The following is a 16,994-nucleotide window of genomic DNA, read 5'->3' as shown; positions in this document are numbered from 1 at the left end:
CTGCGCGCCGAATAGAGCCCCGTGGCAGCCATTCGAGCGTGCCGCCGCCATAGACGTTGCCGGCATCGTCATCGACGGTGAAGCGGAAGTTGCGCGCGAGATCGACCAGGAACACCAGCACCCCCGCCGCGAGCATGAACGCCCCGACGGTCGAGATCATGTTGACCACCTCCCAGTCGCGCCCGGGCAGATAGGTGTAGACGCGCCGCGGCATGCCCATCAGGCCGGTGAGGTGCATCGGCAGGAACGTCACCTGCATGCCCGCGAACATCAGCCAGAACGCCCATTTGCCGAGGCGTTCGCTGAGCGCCCGGCGGCTGGTCATCGGCGTCCAGTAATAGAAGGCGGCGAACATCGGGAACACCATCCCGCCGATCAAAACATAATGGAGATGCGCGACGATGAAGTAGCTGTCGTGCGCCTGCCAGTCGAACGGCACCATCGCCACCATCACGCCGGTGAGCCCGCCGATCACGAAGGTGACGAGCCCGCCGAGCAGGAACAGCGTCGGCGCGTTGAAACGCGGCCCGCCCACCGCAAAGGTCGCGATCCACGAGAAAACCTGGATCCCCGCGGGCACGCTTACCGCCATGCTCGCCGCCGAGAAGAAGCCGATCGAAAGGTTCGGCATCCCGGTCGTGAACATGTGATGCGCCCACACCCCGAAACTGATGAAGCCGGTCGCGAGGAAGGCGAGGACGATGAGATAGTGGCCGATCAGCGGCGCGCGCGCCATCGTCGCGACCATCATCGAGACCAGGCCCGAGGCGGGCAGGAAGATGATGTAGACCTCGGGATGGCCGAAGAACCAGAAGAGGTGCTGCCACAGCAGCGCGTCGCCGCCGCGCGTCGGATCGAAGAACGGCCAGTTGAACGCGCGCTCGAGCTCGAGCAGCAGCGTGCCGAGGATGACCGAGGGGAAGCCCACCACGATCATCACGCCGAACACCAGCATCGCCCAGGCATAGACTGGCATCCTGTCGAGCGTCATGCCCGGCGCACGGGTGCGCAGCACGCCGACGATGATCTCGATCGCGCCGGCGATCGCGCTGATCTCGATGAAGCCGATGCCGAGCAACCAGAAATCGGCGTTGATCCCCGGCGAATAGGCGAGGCTGGTATAGGGCGGGTACATGAACCAGCCGCCATCGGGCGCGAGCCCGACGAGGATCGAGGCGAAGAAGCAGAGGCCGCCGACGAAATAGGCCCAGAAGGCATAGGCCGAGAGCCGCGGGAAGGGCAGGTCGCGCGCCGCCAGCATCTGGGGCAGCAGCAGCACCGCGATCGCCTCGACCATCGGTACCGCGAACAGGAACATCATCACCGTGCCGTGCATGGTGAAGAACTGGTTGTACGTTTCCTGCGGCAATACGCCCTGGAGCGGCAGCGCGAGCTGCACGCGCATGACCAGCGCGAGGATCCCGGCGAGCAGGAAGAACAGGAAGGCGGTGGCGACGTAGAAGAAGCCGACATAATTGTTGTTCACCGCGGTGAGCAGCGCCCAGCCCCTGGGCGCGCACCAGATGCGTTCCAGTTCCTCGAGTTCCCCGGGCGGGCGCTCCCCTTTGGTGGGGAAGCGGTCGTAAAGCGCCGGATCGAACCCGGTCTCCGAGGTCATTTGCGCGCTTCCAGATAGGCGGCGAGCGCCTGGAGCTCGGCCGCAGACAGCATCTTGTAGGGCGGCATGCGGTTGCCCGGCTTGATCGACTGGCTGTCGCCGATCCAGCCCATCATCGTGCCGCGATTGTTGGGCAGGATCCCCGCGCCGAGCGAGCGGCGCGAACCGGCGTAAGTGAGGTCGGGCCCGGCGGTGCCGTTGGCGTCGGTCCCCGCGATGCGATGGCACGCCGCGCAGCCGGTCGAACGGAACAATGCCGCCCCCTCCCCCGCGGGCTGCGGCCGCCGCGCCCGGCGCGCTGCCATCATCGCCTCGAACGCCGCCGGCTCGTGCGCGACGACCACGAAGCCCATCAGTGCGTGCGGCCCGCCGCAATATTCGGCACACTGCCCGGCATAGACGCCCGGCGCGTCGGCCTGGATCGGCAGCACGTTGCGCCGCCCCGGCACCATGTCGAGCTTGCCCGACAGGCGCGGCACCCAGAAGCTGTGGATCACGTCGTTCGATTCGAGCTCGAGCACCACCGGGCGGCCCACCGGGATATGCAGCTCATTGGCGTCGAGCATCGTCGGGCGGCCCTGGCGGTCGAGATAGGCGACCCGCCACCACCACATCTCGCCAGTGATGCGCACGCGCATCGCACCGGCTGGAACCGGCGCGGTGAGGTTGCGGGTGAGCGTGAGGCCATAGACCAGCAACAGGCTCAGCACGACGACGGGAAAGGCAATCCCGCCGATCCAGATCGCGGTCGTGCCGCCGAGCCTCGCCTTGAGCCCGGCCTTGCCGAACAGCGCGATCCATAGCGCTGCGATCACCACCGCCAGCACCGCGACGCCCATCGCGATCAGGGTCCAGGACAGGGTGGTGATCGATCCCGCATAGGGGCCCGCCGGATCGAGTACGGGAATTGCGGATGTATTGAACATCAGCGATCGCCCGATGCGTAGAGAAAGGCGGCGATATCGCGGGCTTCCTGCTCGCTGATCGGCATCGCCGGCATCGTGGTGCCGGGCAGCGTCGCCGGTGCGTCACGCACATAGGCGGAAAGCAGGTCCGGCCGGTTGGGCAGCCGTCCCGCGATCAGGCCCTGATCGGCGAATCCCTCGAGCGAAGGGCCGCTCCGCCCCTGCGGCCAGCCGATCCCTGGAATGACGTGGCATGCGCCGCACCCCGAACGCTCGATCGCCGCGATGCCGCGCGCGGCGCTCGCCTGTGGCATATGCTGCGCCTCGTCGGGCGGCGGCTTGCACGCGGCGGTGAGCAGCAGGAGCGGCAAGGCACGGATGGTCTGCAACGCTTCCCCATTTCTTGGTGCATGATATGCGCAGGCGTTTCACATCCGGAACCACCGTCGCGTCCCGGAGGTTCCGTGGCGTGATGGATTTGCGCGCGCTCCTGGGCCTTGCGCTGCTGGCCGGCTGTGGCGCGGTCGAGCGGGGCGCAGCCGATCGCTTCACCGCGACCGGCGAGCTGATCGCCTTGAGCGGTGGTGATGCGGGGGCGCCCAATGCGTGCATCGCCTGTCACGGCGTGGACGGACGCGGCAACGGCGCGGGGGCGCCGCGGCTCGCGGAGCTCGACCGCGGCTATATGACGGCGCAGCTCCAAGCCTATGCCAGCGGACGGCGCCGGCATCCCGAGATGGAAGCGATCGCGAGGAAGCTGACCGCCGGGCAGCAGGATGCGGTGTCGGCCTATTATGCCAGGCTGCCGGTTGCGTGGGCTCGCAATAATCCTCCCCCGCAAGGGAGAGGCGGCACGCGCAGCGTGACGGAGGAGGCGGATGCGGCCACTTCTGCTGGGAATCCTCCCCCTCCGTCGCCTTCGGCGCCACCTCTGCCTGGCGGGGGAGGATTGGAACCTTCAGCCACCACGCTCTACCACCGCGGCGACCCGGCGCGCGGCCTCGCCGCCTGCGCTTCGTGCCATGGCGCGCGCGGTGAGGGCATCGGCCCCGCCAATCCGCCGCTCGGGGGGCAGCCCGCCGCCTATCTCGCCGAGCAGCTCGACCAGTGGCGCGAGGGCGCACGCCGCAACGATCCCGAGAATGTCATGCTGAAGATCAGCCGGGCGCTTTCCCGTTCGGAATCTGCGGCTCTCGCGGCCTATGCGAGCTCCCTTCCCGCGGGTCCTCCGCGTCCGGAATCTCGGGCAGCATCCCCCGCAGCACGTCGTGCCGATCCCAGAAATGATGCTTCAACGCCGCCGCCACGTGCAGCGGAATGACCAGCAGCAAGGTGATCACCAGCACGTGATGCACGTCTTCGGCGAGGTCCATGATCCGCCAGCGGGTGGTCAGCGGCATCTGGTCGAACGGCAATTGCGGCCACGGCACAACGCCAGCGAGGTAGAGCGGCCCGGGCTCGGCGATCGACGACCACATCGCCCAGCCCGACAGCGGCAGCCCGAAAAAGGCGACGTAGAACACATAGTGCATCGCGTAGGCGACCTGCGTCTGCCAGCCCTGCCGGTCGGCATCGTTGACCGGGCCGGGGATCATCAGCCGCCAGCCGAACCGTCCCAGCGCGAGCAGCAGGATCGGCAGCCCGACCGCGCTGTGCACCTCATAGGCATGGAGCTTGTCCCCGCCGGCGGGGAGCCAACTTGCATAATAGCCCCAGCCGAGCTGGAACAGAACGAGGAACGCCATCACCCAGTGAAAGGCGATGCCGACGGGCGAGTAGCGGCTGCGCTCGGTATGCTTGCGCGCCCAGGCGCGGAGCTCGCGGATCATGCCGCGGCCGCCGCGTCGCGCTCGCGCGCGAACCAGCGGGCGAGCAGCGCCAGTGCGGCGGCGAGATAGAGGCCCGCGCCCGGCGCCCACATGATCAGCCCGGCGAGCTGCTGATCCTCCAGCGGGGTCGCGCCCCACGCGAGCGGGCCGAGTGCGTGCGGCGCATAGAGCGGCGTTCCGGCAAAAGTCAGCAGCGCGCCGAGCAGCCCCATCTGCACCATCGTCGCGAGCAGACCGGCGATCCCGCTGGTTGGTGGCGCAGCGCGTACCGCCCGCCACAGCGCGAGCGCGCTCAGTAAGAGGCTCGCCTGCATCAGCCAGTAAAGCGCGTGGTTCGAGAGCGCGGCTTCATAGGCTGCGGGTGCGTGCCACAGCCAGAAGGTGACGGCGTGCAAGCCGGTCCATGGGACCGGTCCGCCGGGCACGCGCCGCACCGGCAACGCGGCGGCGAGCAGCGGCGCGACCACCGCGGTCAGCGCCAGGTGATGCACCGCCCGCGCCGAGAACAGCGCGGAGGTGAGCGCACAGAAGGGCGAAACGAACAGCAGCGCGAGCAGCGCCATCGCGATGAGCAGCGGGCGCCGCTCGACCTCGCCGAACCGCAGGCCGGCGATCGTCGCCAGCGCCAGTGCAGCCAGCAGCAGCGGATCGAGATTCCACCGCGCGAGCAGCTCGCCCGGCACCGGCGCCACGCCGCAATAGGGTATCCAGATGGCGGCCTGGTCCAACGCTCCGCATCCTCGAAAAGCCCCTCCGTTACGGAACCGATCGCGCCGGGGTCGGTTCCCTTGCGCACAAGGAGGGTCCGATGCCGCAATCGTCCGCCACCCGTCCCCGCAACCGCTCGCTCTTCGTGATCCTCGTCGGCGCCATCCTCGCGCTGATCGGCCTTGTCCTCGCGATCGGCGGCGCTTGGCTCGCCGTTCTCGGCGGAAGCTTCTTCTATCTTCTCGTCGGCCTCCTTCTGTGCGCAGCGGGCTATTTCCTGATCCGTGGCCGGACGCTGGGCGCGTGGCTCTATGTCGGCGCCTGGCTGCTCTCGCTGATCTGGGGATTGGCCGAGGCGGGTCTCGACGGCTGGGGGCTGATCCCGTTCGCGATCGGGCCGACCGTCCTGCTGGTGCTGGTGCTGCTAGCCCTCCCGCTGCTCCGGCCCGAACGCTGGCGCTGGCGCACCGCCTTCGGCGCGAGCGCGGTCATGATCCTCGGCGTCGCCATTGCCGGCTTCGCGCTCTCGCGCGTGAACCGGCCGCCGGCGAGCACGATGCCTGGCGTGATCGCCTCGACCGTCGCCGACCCCTCGCTACTGCGCCCCGGTAGCGACTGGCCGGCCTATGGCGGCAGCTACGCCGCGCAGCGCTATTCGCCGCTCGGGCAGATCACCCCCGCCAATGTCGGCAGGCTCGAGCGCGCCTGGGTCTACAACACCGGCGACATGCCGGCGGGCGATCCCAGGAACAGCAAGTACGGCGCCGAGACCACCCCGCTCAAGGTCGGCGATACACTCTATCTTTGCTCGGCGACCAATATCCTGATCGCGCTCGATCCGGCCACCGGCAGGCAGCGTTGGCGCTACGATCCGCAGGTCTCGGACGAGTGGATTCCCTATACCGCCGCCTGCCGCGGCGTCGCTTATTACGCCGTGCCCAACGCCCAGCCGACGGCGGCCTGCGCCACCCGCATCGTCGAGGGCACGCTCGACGGCCGCCTGATCGCGGTCGACGCGCGCACCGGCCGTCCTTGTGCCGATTTCGGCACCAACGGCGCGGTCGACATCAAGCGCGGCATGGGCGAGGTCGCGCCGGGCATGGTCTCGATCACCTCCCCGCCGACGATCGTGCGCGGCGTGATCGTCACCGGCCACCAAGTGCTCGACGGCCAGAAGCGCACCGCCCCCTCGGGCGTGATCCAGGGCTTCGATGCCGTCAGCGGCGCCAAGCGCTGGGCGTGGGACATGGTCCATCCCGACTGGACCGGCGATCCGCCCGCGGGCCAGGAATATGCCCGCGGCACGCCTAACATGTGGACCACGGCTAGCGGCGACGAGGGGCTTGGTCTCGTCTACCTCCCGATGGGCAACAGCGCGGTCGACTATTGGAGCGGCAGCCGCAGCCCGCAGGAGAACGCCTTCTCGACCTCGCTCGTCGCGCTCGACGTTACCTCGGGCAAGCCGCGCTGGCGCTTCCAGACGGTGCGACGCGACGTGTGGGATTATGATCTCGGCGCGCAGGCGACGCTGGTCGACATGCCCATCGGCGGCGGCACGGTGCCGGCACTGGTGCTGCCAAGCAAGCAGGGCGACATCTATGTGCTCGATCGCCGCACCGGCCGCCCGATCTTCCCGGTGCAGGAACGCACGGTGCCGCGCACCGGCGTCGAGCCGCAGCTGCGCAGCCCGACCCAGCCCTTTTCGAGCTTCCACACGCTCGCCTTCCCCAAGCTCGAGGAGCGCGACATGTGGGGCATGTCGCCGATCGACCAGATGATCTGCCGCATCCAGTTCCGCCGGGCGGAGTACCAGGGCATGTACACCCCGCCCACCGCCGATCGCCGCTTCATCGAATATCCGGGCTATAATGGCGGGACCGACTGGGGCGGGATCGCGATCGATCCGGTGCGCGGAATCATCGTCGCCAACTATAATAACATGCCCAACTACAACCGCCTCGTCCCCCGCGCGGAAGCCGAGCGCGAAGGCTTCCCCCGCCCGCGTGACGAGGCGCGGGGCGGCGACATGGGCGAAGGCGGTCACGGCTCACGCGACCCGCAGGCGGGAACGCCCTATGCCATCGCGGTCAATCCGGGCTGGCGCCTGCCGCTCACTGGCCTTTTGTGCAAGCGCCCGCCTTATGGCGGCATCCGCGCGATCGACCTGCGCACCGGCCGCACGATCTGGGACCGCCCGTTCGGCACCGCTCGCCGCAACGGCCCCTGGAACATCCCCTCGATGCTCCCGATCGATATCGGCACGCCTAACAATGGCGGTGCGGTGGTGACCGCGGGCGGGCTCGTCTTCATCGCCGCGGCAACCGACAATCTCATCCGCGCGATCGATATCCGTACCGGCAAGACGCTGTGGCACGACACGCTTCCCGCCGGCGGGCAGGCGACGCCCTCGGTCTATGAGGTCAACGGAAAGCAATATCTCGTCATCATGGCTGGCGGACATCATTTCATGGAGACACCGATTGGAGACGCGTTGGTCGCCTACAAGCTTCCTGATTAGAACTCGCTGCAACGAGTTCGCGAGAGCATCAATCCGTCCGCGCTCAGCCCGCTATTGCCGCGACTGCCGCCGGCACGGTTTGCCGGATCCAGGGCGAGGCCTGTTCATAGGCATGGCCGACCTGCAACACGGCGAGGTCGGCGTGAGCCGGACCGATGATCTGCACGCCGATCGGCAGCTTGTGCGGGCCACCAAACCCGGCCGGCACCGACAACGCCGGCAGCCCCGCCATGGTCACCGGCAAGGTCACCTCCATCCAGCGATGATAGCTGTCCATCTTCCGCCCGGCGATCTCGTTCGGCCAGCGCAGATCGGCATCGAACGGAAAGACCTGCGCGGTCGGCAGGATCAGGAAATCGAACGTGGCGAACGCCTTGCGGAACGCTTCGAAGATTCGCGTGCGGCCCATCTGCGCCTCGGTGATCTCGACCGCCGTCAGCTTGCGATAGCCTTCGACTTCCCAGAGCGCTTCGGGTTTCATCTGTGCGCGCTGCTCGGCCTTGTCGGCAAAGCCGATCAGGTCGGGCCCGACGGACCCGTGGCGCAGCGTCACGGCGGTCCGCCACATCGCCTCGGCCGGCTCGTCCAGCGTCGCGGCATCGACGCGCATGCCGATTGCACGGAACGCCGCCAGCGCCTTCTCGCAGGTCTCCAGCACGCCCGGCTCCATCGGCAATGCCCCGCCCAGGTCGCCCAGCCAGCCGATCCGCTTGTCCTTCCACGCGCGCTCTAGCGGCCCGGCGAACACCTTGGGGTCGTCCTTGAGCGAGAAAGGAACGCGCGGATCCTGACCGGCCTGAACCGACAGCAGCAGCGCAGTGTCGCGCACCGTCCGCGCCATCGGACCGGACGTCGCGAAGGTCTGGCCGAAAACGTCGCCCGACGGTGCCGAGGGCACGCGCCCGAACGACGGGCGAAAGCCGAACACGTTGTTCCATGCCGCCGGATTGCGCAGCGAGCCGCCGAAGTCGCTGCCGTCCGCCAGCGGCATCATGCGCAGCGCCAGGGCGACCGCGGCGCCGCCCGAGCTGCCGCCCGCCGACTTGCGCGGATCATAGGCGTTGCGCGTCGTGCCGAAGACCGGGTTGAAGCTGTGCGACCCGAGTGCGAACTCGGGCACGTTGGTCTTGCCGGTGAAGATCGCGCCGGCCGCGCGCATCCGCCCGACCACCAGCGAGTCCGCCGCCGCGATATTGTCGCGCAGCAGCGGCGAGCCCTGGGTATGCGCGATACCCTTGGCGGGCGCAGTGTCCTTCACCGCATGGGGAAAGCCGTGCAGCGGTCCCCTGAACCGCCCTTTGGCCGCGTCCTCGTCCTGCGCCGCCGCCTCGCGCAGCAGCTGCTCGGCATCGACCCGCGAGACGATGGCGTTGAACTTCGGATTGAGCGCATCGACCCGCGCCAGATGCGCCGCCATCACCTCGCGGCTCGACACGTCGCGCCGGCGGATCGCCGCGGCAAGATCGACCGCGGTCATGGCGAGAATGTCGCTCCCGGGCATGGCACGCACCGGGCCTGCTACGGCCTGGCTCGCGATCGCCGCCGGAGCGGCCGCGAGCAGGGTGCGCCGTGTCATCTTCATTTCGCCGATCCTCCGGTGTCGGGCCGTGCCTTTGCGAACCAGCGGTCCGGCAGCGCCCGCTTGCGCGGCCATTCCTCGCTGAGCGTCGCCGCATCATAGATACGCCCGTTCTTCATTACCTTGTCGATCGCCGCCGCATTCTCGATCCGCTCCAGCGGATTGGCGCTCATGATCAGGATATCGGCGTATTTGCCCGGCTCGAGGCTGCCGATCTGGCCCTTGCGCCCGATCACCTCGGCGCTGTCGAGCGTCGCGGCGCGCAGCACCTCGTGTGGGGTCGCGCCGCCCTCGACATAGGCGCGCATCTCGTAGTGATACCCCAGCCCCTGGATCACCGCATGGCTGCCGATGCCGATCAGCCCGCCGGCCTTGCGGATGCGCAGCGCGTCGGCGGCGAACGAGGCCCAGGTGCGGTCCATCGGCGGCACCCACACGCGATTGCGCATCTTGCTCTCGATGATTCCCTGCGGGACGAGGCGCGCGAGCTTCGCATCCTTGTCGATCTCGCCCGCGATCACCTGGTCGTCATAGGGCGCGAATCCGCCGTAGAGCACACCGAAGGTCGGCGTGTAACCGATCCGGGACGAGGCATAGAGCTTTACGACGTCCTCGCGCAGCGGCGTGATCGGCAGGTTGTGTTCGTTGCCCGCCATGCCGTCGATGGCATGGGTGAGGTTGAGGTTGAAGTCGCTGGCGCCCTCGGTCGTCGCCATCATCCGCATCTTGCCGGAGGCCTCGACCACCAGCTTGCGCTGGGTCCGGTTGCCGACGAGATACGCCTTCAGGTTGCTCGTGCGATAATAGTCGCGATAGCGCGTGAGCACCGCCTCGGCTTCCGTCGCCGAGTTGATCTCGCTGTTCACGAAAATCCCCGGCCCGGTCGAGAAGGCGCGCGGGCCCAGCATGATCCCGGCGTCGATCATATCCTGATAGCCGAACACGTCGATCGTGAAGGGCTGGACATCGAGGCCGCTGGTCACGCCATAGGCGAGGTTGACGAGAAGGCTCCAATGGTTCGCCTCCAGCACCTGGCGCGGCAGCTCGAACCAGTGCGCATGCGTGTCGACGAAGCCGGGCGTCAGATATTTGCCGGTGACGTCGATGACCGTCGCGCCCGCCGGCACTGCAACCTCGCCGGTCTCGCCGACCGCGGCAATGCGGTTTTCGGTCACCACCACATCGGCGCCCGCGATCGTCTCGTCGCCGCGCATCGTGATCGCGGTGCCGCCCCGCAGCACCACCGTGCCCTGCGGCACGTCGCGCGGAAGTTCGACCACCGCCTCGACCTTGGCCGCCTGCTTCTCGGCGATGCCTTTTGCAAGGCTCGCCGCCTGCCCGGCATCGATCGTTCGCACGGTTGCGCCGAGCGACCACATCACCGTCTTTCCGTCGCGCGACCAGTCGATATAATCGGCGCCGATATCGGTCAGCCGCACCCCGAATACCACTGGCTTGGTCAGCTCGAGCGCCTGCGGATCGGCGGAGAAGGACGGCGGCACGTCGAGCAGCCAGGCCTGCGATGCCGCCTTGACCAGCATGCGCGTGCCGTCGGGACTCAACCGGATATCCTCGGGCGGCGTCTGGATGTTGTTGAAATAACGATTGGAGTTGGGCGCGCGCAAGTCGAACACGCGCCGCAGCATCCCGCTCTGCACCGCCACCGCCTCGACCGACGGCCCGCCCATATAGCGCAGCCATTCGCCCTTGGCGTCGAACGACAGCGACTTGATCCCGGATTTGCTGGCGATGACCCGGCCCTCGCCCCCTGCCAGCGGCAACAGCACGATGTCGGTCGGCCGGCCGGCCTGAAGATCGGACGCGGACTGCAGCCGCTCGATGCTCGACGCGCGCAGCACCGCGACGGATCGTCCATCCGGCGACACGGTGGGTTCACTGTAATAGGCCGAGGCCAACGCCAGCCGCCGCGGCTTGCCGCCCGCCGCCGGGATCGCCCAGAGCGCCCCGCCGCCCGCGCCCTCACCGCTCCAGGTGACATAGACGAGCGTGCGGCCGTCGGGCGACCACGCCGGCTGGAACGCCATTCCCTCGACGCCTTCCACCGCACGCGGCATACCGCCCGCGCGATCCTGCACATAGAGCTTGCCGAGCGCGGCAAAGGCGATGCGCGATCCGTCCGGCGACAACCGCGGCGCCTGGATCACGCGCACGCGCACCGGGCCGGTCTCGTCGGGCACTTCGACGCGCGTGTTGCGGCGCACCGCCAGGTCGACCCGAGCGGTGAACGGCACCGGCGCCCGCGCACCGTCCGCGATACGGATGCGCACGAGCCTGCCGTCGATCGCGGTCAACACCTCCCTGTCGCCGGGCAGGAACGCCACCCGCGGTACGAGATCGTTGTAATAGCCACCCATCTGGCTGTCGGGATCGACCGGAAAGCTGAGCCAGCGATCGGCGCCGGTCTCGAGGTCGCGGACACGCAATCCCGTCTGCGCGCCCGAGCGGCTGGCATATACGATGCGCGTGCCGTCGTGCGACAGCGCCGGCCGCATCGCCGAGCCGGGGGAGGTGATGATGCGGTCCTCGGCGCCGGTCGCCAGCGTGCGCCGCACGATCTCCCAATGCGGCAGCACCTTGTCGGACCAGAGCCCGCCGGTCTTGCGCGCATAATAGAGATACTTGCCGTCCGGCGACGCGGCCGCGCCCATTGCGTTGATGCGGTCGGCGTTGCCCTCATTTCCGGTCGGCCGCGCCTGTGTGACCTTGATCCCCGAACCGCCGCGCGGATCATAGGCGAAGAGCTCGAACGCCAGAATGTTGTGGATCGTCCGCGAGACGTAGACGAAACGGCCGTCCGGCGACCAGGCCGGCGAGGTGTAGATCGCCGGCTCGGTATCGCCCGACAGCTTGCGGGCATTGCTGCCGTCGGCATTCGCCACCCACAGGTTGGCCGCGCCCGACCTGTCCGAGATGAACGCGATCTGCTTGCCGTCGGGCGAGAAGACCGGCTGAGTCTCGAACGCGTCACCCGACAGCAGCGGCCGCGCGGTTCCACCCGCCGCGTCGAGCGCATAGATGTCGCCGAGCAGGTCGAACAGGATCGTCCGCCCGTCCGGCGAGATGTCGGGCGCCATCCAGGTGCCTTCGCGCGTATCGAACTGCAGCCGCCCGGCCGGCGCCTGCTGGGTTTGTGCCACGCCGGGGATTGCGGCGAACGCCGCTGTCGCCAGCGTGGCCGCACGAACGAGCGAACGGCGCCCCTGCATCCCGTGTCCCCCTTACAGCCGGATGCGCGCGCCGACGGTCACGAACCGGCCCACGGTATCGTAGAAAGGCGAGAACAGCGAGGCGATCGGGGGATCCTTGTCGAACAGGTTCGACACATTGGCATAAATGTCGAATTCGCGCCCATCGGCCTTGAGCGTCTGGCTCAACTGCAGATCGACATAGGTATAGGCCGGCACCCGGTTGTTGGTGATGCTCTGGTTCCGGTTGTAGAAGCCGGGCGCGATGTAGCGCGCGCGCACGATCGCGTTGAAGCCGTTGTCCGCGTAGCCGATGCTGCCGTTGATCCGCCAGTCGGGCATGCCGGTGACGAAGGCGTAGCTCGTATTCTTGACATACTCGATCTTGGCGAGCCCATCGTCGATGCTCAGGCTGTTCACCCAGGTGCCGACCAGGCGGAAGTTGAGCCTGCGCGCGGGATCGCCGTCCAGCGAGGTCGTATAGGCGATCTCGCCGTCGACGCCGTTGGTGTTGTAACGCTGAAGGTTCACCGAGTTCGACTGCACGCGGAGGAGATTGCCACCGGCATCGCGGAAGACGCGTGCGCACAGTTCCTGATTGCCGCCGCGACAGCGGTTGACCAGGTCCTGCGCGCCGACCGACGCGATCACGCCGTTGATCGTGATGTCGAAATAATCGAGCGACGCGGTCAGCCCGCGCAGCGGCGAGGTGGTGACGCCTGCGGTCCAGGTGTCAGCTTCTTCGGGCAGCAGGTCCGGGTTGCCGCCGCCATGGATCAGCACGTTCACCGTCGAGCTGACATTGGTGACCGGGTTCACGTCGACGATGTTGACGTAGCTGATCGTCTGCGTGCTGTAGAGTTCGCTGAGACTCGGTGCGCGAATGTCGCGCGAGCGGGTGACGCGTCCGATCACGCCAGGAAAGAACTCGTTGGTCGCACCCAGCTTCCATGACCAGATGCCGCCGCTGTTGCGATAGTCGGAATAGCGCACCGCGCCGTTGAATTCGAGCTTGTGGAAGAACGGCACGTCGTTGAGCAGCGGGATCACCACCTCGCCGAACGCTTCCTTGACCGAATCCTTGCCGGCCAGCGAGCCGAACTGGAAAGTGGTGAAGGTGTTCGCGCGATCGAGCGCGCCGGCGACCGAATTGACGGACTCCCAACGCCCCTCGACGCCGACCGCGACCGACACCGGCCCTGCCCATAGCTCGAACGGTTCGCCGCGCAGGCTGACGCCGAACGTGTCGAGCTTGGTGGTCGAGCGCGAAGACGGCGTGCCGGTGACATAGGCGATCGCCGCCGCCGACGGCGCGCCGTAACCGAACAGGTTGAGCGGCACGCAATCGGTGGACGGATTGGTCAGCGCGATCCGGCAAACCGGCGTTCCGCCCGGTCCGATCACCGCATCCACCGCGTTGGCGAACTCGGCGGTCTTGCGGAAGCCCGGTGTGTCGATGTTGTTCTGATACTCGCCATGGCTGTAGTAGAGTCCGTAGCGCCACTTGCCGCCGCCGAAGCTGCCGTCGAGTGCTATCGTGCCCTGATAAGCCTCGCGCTCCAGATCGATCGTCGTGTAGGAAAGGTCGGAGTTGTACCGGCCCATGGTGAAGCTTGTCTCGCCCGCCGCCGCCAATTGCGCGCGGATTTCTGGCCGCAGAAAGGCGTTGTCGCGTTGGATGGTGATGCGGCTAGCCGAGTTCGGCGCACCCCTATTGTGGTCGCCGAACCAGGTATATGCGCCCCAATAGCGCGAATAGCGGCCCTCAATCGTCAGCTTGGCATTGTCGAAGACCTCATAGGAGATATTGGCAAGTCCGGCGATGCGCTTCTGCGGCGTCGAGAGCGGACTGAAATTGTCGTCGGACAGCGACTCCCCGCCGATCGTGAGCGACCGGCTCAGCACCGTGCCTAGCGCGATGGTGCGCAACGTGCCATCCGGATTGAACCCGCGATTGTTGAGCACGCCGGAGGTGATAATTCCGCCCAGGAACGCGTCGCCATACCCGACATCTGGCGTGAGCGCGCCATTGGCCAGCACCCATCGCCCGGTATTGGGCCGCGCGGTCTTGGTCATGATGCCGTCATTCTGCAGATACTCGCCGCCGATCATGAAATGACCGCGGCCATCCGCGAAATCGGTGCCGAACGCCGCTTCCAGCCGGCGCTGCCCGGCATCGCCATATTCGGTCGAGATGCCCGCTTCCGCACCCAGCCGGAAGCCCTTGAGGTCGTGGTCCAGCAGGATGTTGACCACCCCAGCGACCGCGCCAGAACCCCACGCTGCCGAAGCGCCGCCGGTGACGATGTCGACATTCTTGACCAGCACCGAGGGGATCGTACTGAGGTCATTGTCGCTGGCGAAGCGGCGCCCGTCGAGCAGCACCAGCGTGCGCGTCGCGCCGAGGCCGCGCAGATCGACCGGCATCCGACCCGCCTGCGCGTTGGTGCCCGAGGTCTGCGGCGACTGGCCCGCCTTGAACTGCGGCAGGTCGGCGAGCGCCGCGCCGACATTCGCACGGCTCGCGACGCCGAGCTCCGCGGCGCTGACGCGAGTGAGCGGGGTCGGCGATTCGAAGCCAGGCCGGTCGATGCGCGAGCCGGAGATGACGATCTCCGCATCGTGATCCTGCGCGTCGGGGGCCGGTTCCCCAGCCGCCGAACCGGTCTCCTGGCCGCGGACCGGCGAAGGCTGTGTGGACACCGCCGAGAGGACGGGTTCGGCCCGGTGGATCACCAGCACCCGGCCCGCGCGGCGCACGCTGAGGCCGGTGCCGCGCAGCAGGATCGCGAGACCGCCATCGACGCTGTGCGATCCCTGCAACGGCACGCTGCGCATGCCGCGCACCGCGGCGCCGTTGAACGAGACTTGCTGGCGCGAGGTCTGCGCGAACTGCCGCAGTGCGGACGCCAGATCCTGTGCCGGGATGTTGAAGCTGTAGGTCTGCACCTGCGCCACCGCCGCGGCTGGCACCGCCAGTGCGATCGCCGCTGCGGAACATGCCGTCGCCTGGAAGCTTCGCGCCATGATCATCGTCAAGTCTCCCTGAACCGGCGCTTTTTCGCGCCTGAACGAGTAAGACGCGCAGCATGCGAAACGCCGCCCGGGCCAATTTGAAAAAAATGCAGGGGCCAGGCGTTGCGTAACTTTATTGCGGGACGATGGTCACGACTTCGCCCTGGCGGATGACTCGAACCGGCAAGGTCTGCTCGACACCGGTCGCGAAGGCCTCGACATCGCCGGTGTTGAACACGCCGTTCACGCGCAACCGCCCGACCGCGCCGGTCAGTTCCACGCGCCGATTCGAATAGCGGTTGATACGCCCGACCGCGAGGCTCAGCGGCTCGTCGTCGAACACGAGCTGCCCGCCCTCCCACGACAGCGATCGCACCGGATCGGCCTTGGCCAGTTGCGCTGGCGACTGGCCCGACACGCCTACGACCAGTTCGCGGCCGGGCGTCAGCGCCGCCTCCTCGCCGCCTTTCAATCGGGACAGCACTTCGGCAGCGGTCGCGCTGCCCGCCGGCCGATCGAGCACCACGACCCGCCCCTCGTAGAGGATCACGCGCAGCTTGCCGTTGATCATCTCGACGCTGAACGAGGTACCCGTCGCGACCACCAGTCTGTCGCCCACGCGTACGCTGAACGGTTTCAGCGGATCCTTGGCAACGTCGAACTTCGCGCGGCCGGACATCAGCCGGAGCTCACGCCGATCGCCGCGCATCCGCACATCCACTTCGGTCGCGGCGTCGAGCGAGGCGCGCGATCCGTCATCGAGCATCACCACGCGACGCTCGCCGACCCCGGTGCGATAGATGTCCGGCGCGCTCTGCCACCACCAGGCCGTTCCGACGATGGCGAGCAACACCGCCGCCACAGCGGCGACCGCACGGCCGGTGACCGCCTGCCGCGCCCAGCGCCACTGGTTGCGCCGCCGGAACGTGGCCAGGGCGCGCTCGCGCAGATCGATCAGTTCGGGCGACGCCGCCGCCTCCCCCACCTGCCGCCACAGCCTGCTCGACCGCTCGAACGCCGCGAGATTGTCCGGGTTTCCGGCCAGCCACGCATCGAACGCGCTCTGCCGTTCGTCCGGCAGCGGCCCTTCCGCCAGCTCCAGGCACCAGGACGCGGCGGCCTCGAACCGCTCGGGCGAAGGTTCGCGCGGGCTCAAATCGCGTCTCCCAGCCGCGCCGCGAGCCGCGTCATCGCCTTGGTCAGATGCTTCTCGACCGTGCGCACCGTGATGCCAAACCCCTCCGCGATCACATCCTTGCTCATATATTCAAGCCGATACAGCACGAAGATCGCCGAGGTGGTCGGGTCAAGCTCATCGAGTGCCGCACGCAGCGCCGCCATCGAGCTGCGCGCGGCGGTTACGCGAAACGGATCGATCAGTTCGATCGCCTCGCCATCGATCTGCCCCAGCGTCTCGCGATAGTTGCGCCGCACCTGCTGGCGCCGAGCCCGGTCGCGCAGCAGGTTCGCGGCAATCTGGAACAGATATGCGCTGCCCGAGCGCACCGCCATGTCCGGCTGTCCCGCGATCCGCGAGAAGACTTCCTGCGTCAGGTCCTCCGCTTCGGCGTGATCGTGTACGCGACGGAGAAAGAACGCCATCAGCGCGGGACGGA

General features: G+C 67.9%; 11 protein-coding genes. 1 reads left to right on the top strand and 10 read right to left on the bottom strand.

The window, feature by feature from the left end; genetic code table 11:
* From ABDV68_RS12310 to ABDV68_RS12290, 5 genes are all read right to left on the bottom strand, one after another.
* A partial coding sequence (locus tag ABDV68_RS12310; RefSeq protein WP_343520287.1) for a cbb3-type cytochrome c oxidase subunit I occupies positions 1 to 1,618 on the bottom strand: 1,618 nt, incomplete at its 3' end.
* Positions 1,615 to 2,544, bottom strand: coding sequence for a cytochrome c oxidase subunit II (coxB, locus tag ABDV68_RS12305; protein ID WP_343520286.1), 930 nt, complete (start codon positions 2,542 to 2,544; stop codon positions 1,615 to 1,617). The genes ABDV68_RS12310 and coxB, both read right to left, overlap by 4 nt.
* Positions 2,544 to 2,912, bottom strand: a complete 369-nt coding sequence (locus ABDV68_RS12300) for a c-type cytochrome (RefSeq protein WP_343520285.1) — start codon at positions 2,910 to 2,912, stop codon at positions 2,544 to 2,546. The genes coxB and ABDV68_RS12300 overlap by 1 nt, the downstream gene beginning before the upstream one ends.
* Before the next feature lie 768 nt (positions 2,913 to 3,680).
* Positions 3,681 to 4,352 (bottom strand): cytochrome b, encoded by a 672-nt coding sequence (locus ABDV68_RS12295; protein ID WP_343520284.1) that lies wholly within the window; start codon positions 4,350 to 4,352, stop codon positions 3,681 to 3,683.
* The gene (locus ABDV68_RS12290) at positions 4,349 to 5,080 is read right to left on the bottom strand and encodes a cytochrome c oxidase assembly protein (protein WP_343520283.1); all 732 of its coding nucleotides are present in this window, start codon (positions 5,078 to 5,080) and stop codon (positions 4,349 to 4,351) included. The genes ABDV68_RS12295 and ABDV68_RS12290 overlap by 4 nt, the downstream gene beginning before the upstream one ends.
* An 80-nt stretch (positions 5,081 to 5,160) precedes the next feature.
* Between ABDV68_RS12290 and ABDV68_RS12285 the strand changes: the two genes are divergently transcribed.
* On the top strand, positions 5,161 to 7,578 hold the full coding sequence (locus tag ABDV68_RS12285) for a membrane-bound PQQ-dependent dehydrogenase, glucose/quinate/shikimate family (RefSeq protein ID WP_343520281.1): 2,418 nt from the start codon (positions 5,161 to 5,163) through the stop codon (positions 7,576 to 7,578).
* Between the two features lie 43 nt (positions 7,579 to 7,621).
* Here ABDV68_RS12285 and ABDV68_RS12280 read toward each other — a convergent pair whose 3' ends face one another.
* From ABDV68_RS12280 to ABDV68_RS12260, 5 genes are all read right to left on the bottom strand, one after another.
* The gene (locus ABDV68_RS12280) at positions 7,622 to 9,160 is read right to left on the bottom strand and encodes an amidase (RefSeq protein WP_343520280.1); all 1,539 of its coding nucleotides are present in this window, start codon (positions 9,158 to 9,160) and stop codon (positions 7,622 to 7,624) included.
* Complete coding sequence (locus ABDV68_RS12275; RefSeq protein WP_343520279.1) at positions 9,157 to 12,384, bottom strand: amidohydrolase family protein; 3,228 nt, start codon at positions 12,382 to 12,384, stop codon at positions 9,157 to 9,159. Before ABDV68_RS12275 ends, ABDV68_RS12280 begins: the two co-directional genes overlap by 4 nt.
* Positions 12,385 to 12,396: 12 nt before the next feature.
* Positions 12,397 to 15,396, bottom strand: a complete 3,000-nt coding sequence (locus tag ABDV68_RS12270; protein ID WP_343520277.1) for a TonB-dependent receptor — start codon at positions 15,394 to 15,396, stop codon at positions 12,397 to 12,399.
* 115 nt (positions 15,397 to 15,511) lie between these two features.
* Positions 15,512 to 16,534, bottom strand: a complete 1,023-nt coding sequence (locus ABDV68_RS12265) for a FecR domain-containing protein (protein ID WP_343520276.1) — start codon at positions 16,532 to 16,534, stop codon at positions 15,512 to 15,514.
* A partial coding sequence (locus tag ABDV68_RS12260; RefSeq protein ID WP_343520274.1) for a sigma-70 family RNA polymerase sigma factor occupies positions 16,531 to 16,994 on the bottom strand: 464 nt, incomplete at its 5' end. The genes ABDV68_RS12260 and ABDV68_RS12265, both read right to left, overlap by 4 nt.

It is taken from the genome of Sphingomonas sp., from assembly GCF_039595165.1.
Lineage (GTDB): Bacteria > Pseudomonadota > Alphaproteobacteria > Sphingomonadales > Sphingomonadaceae > Sphingomonas.
This window is presented reverse-complemented; position numbering and strand designations above follow the sequence as displayed.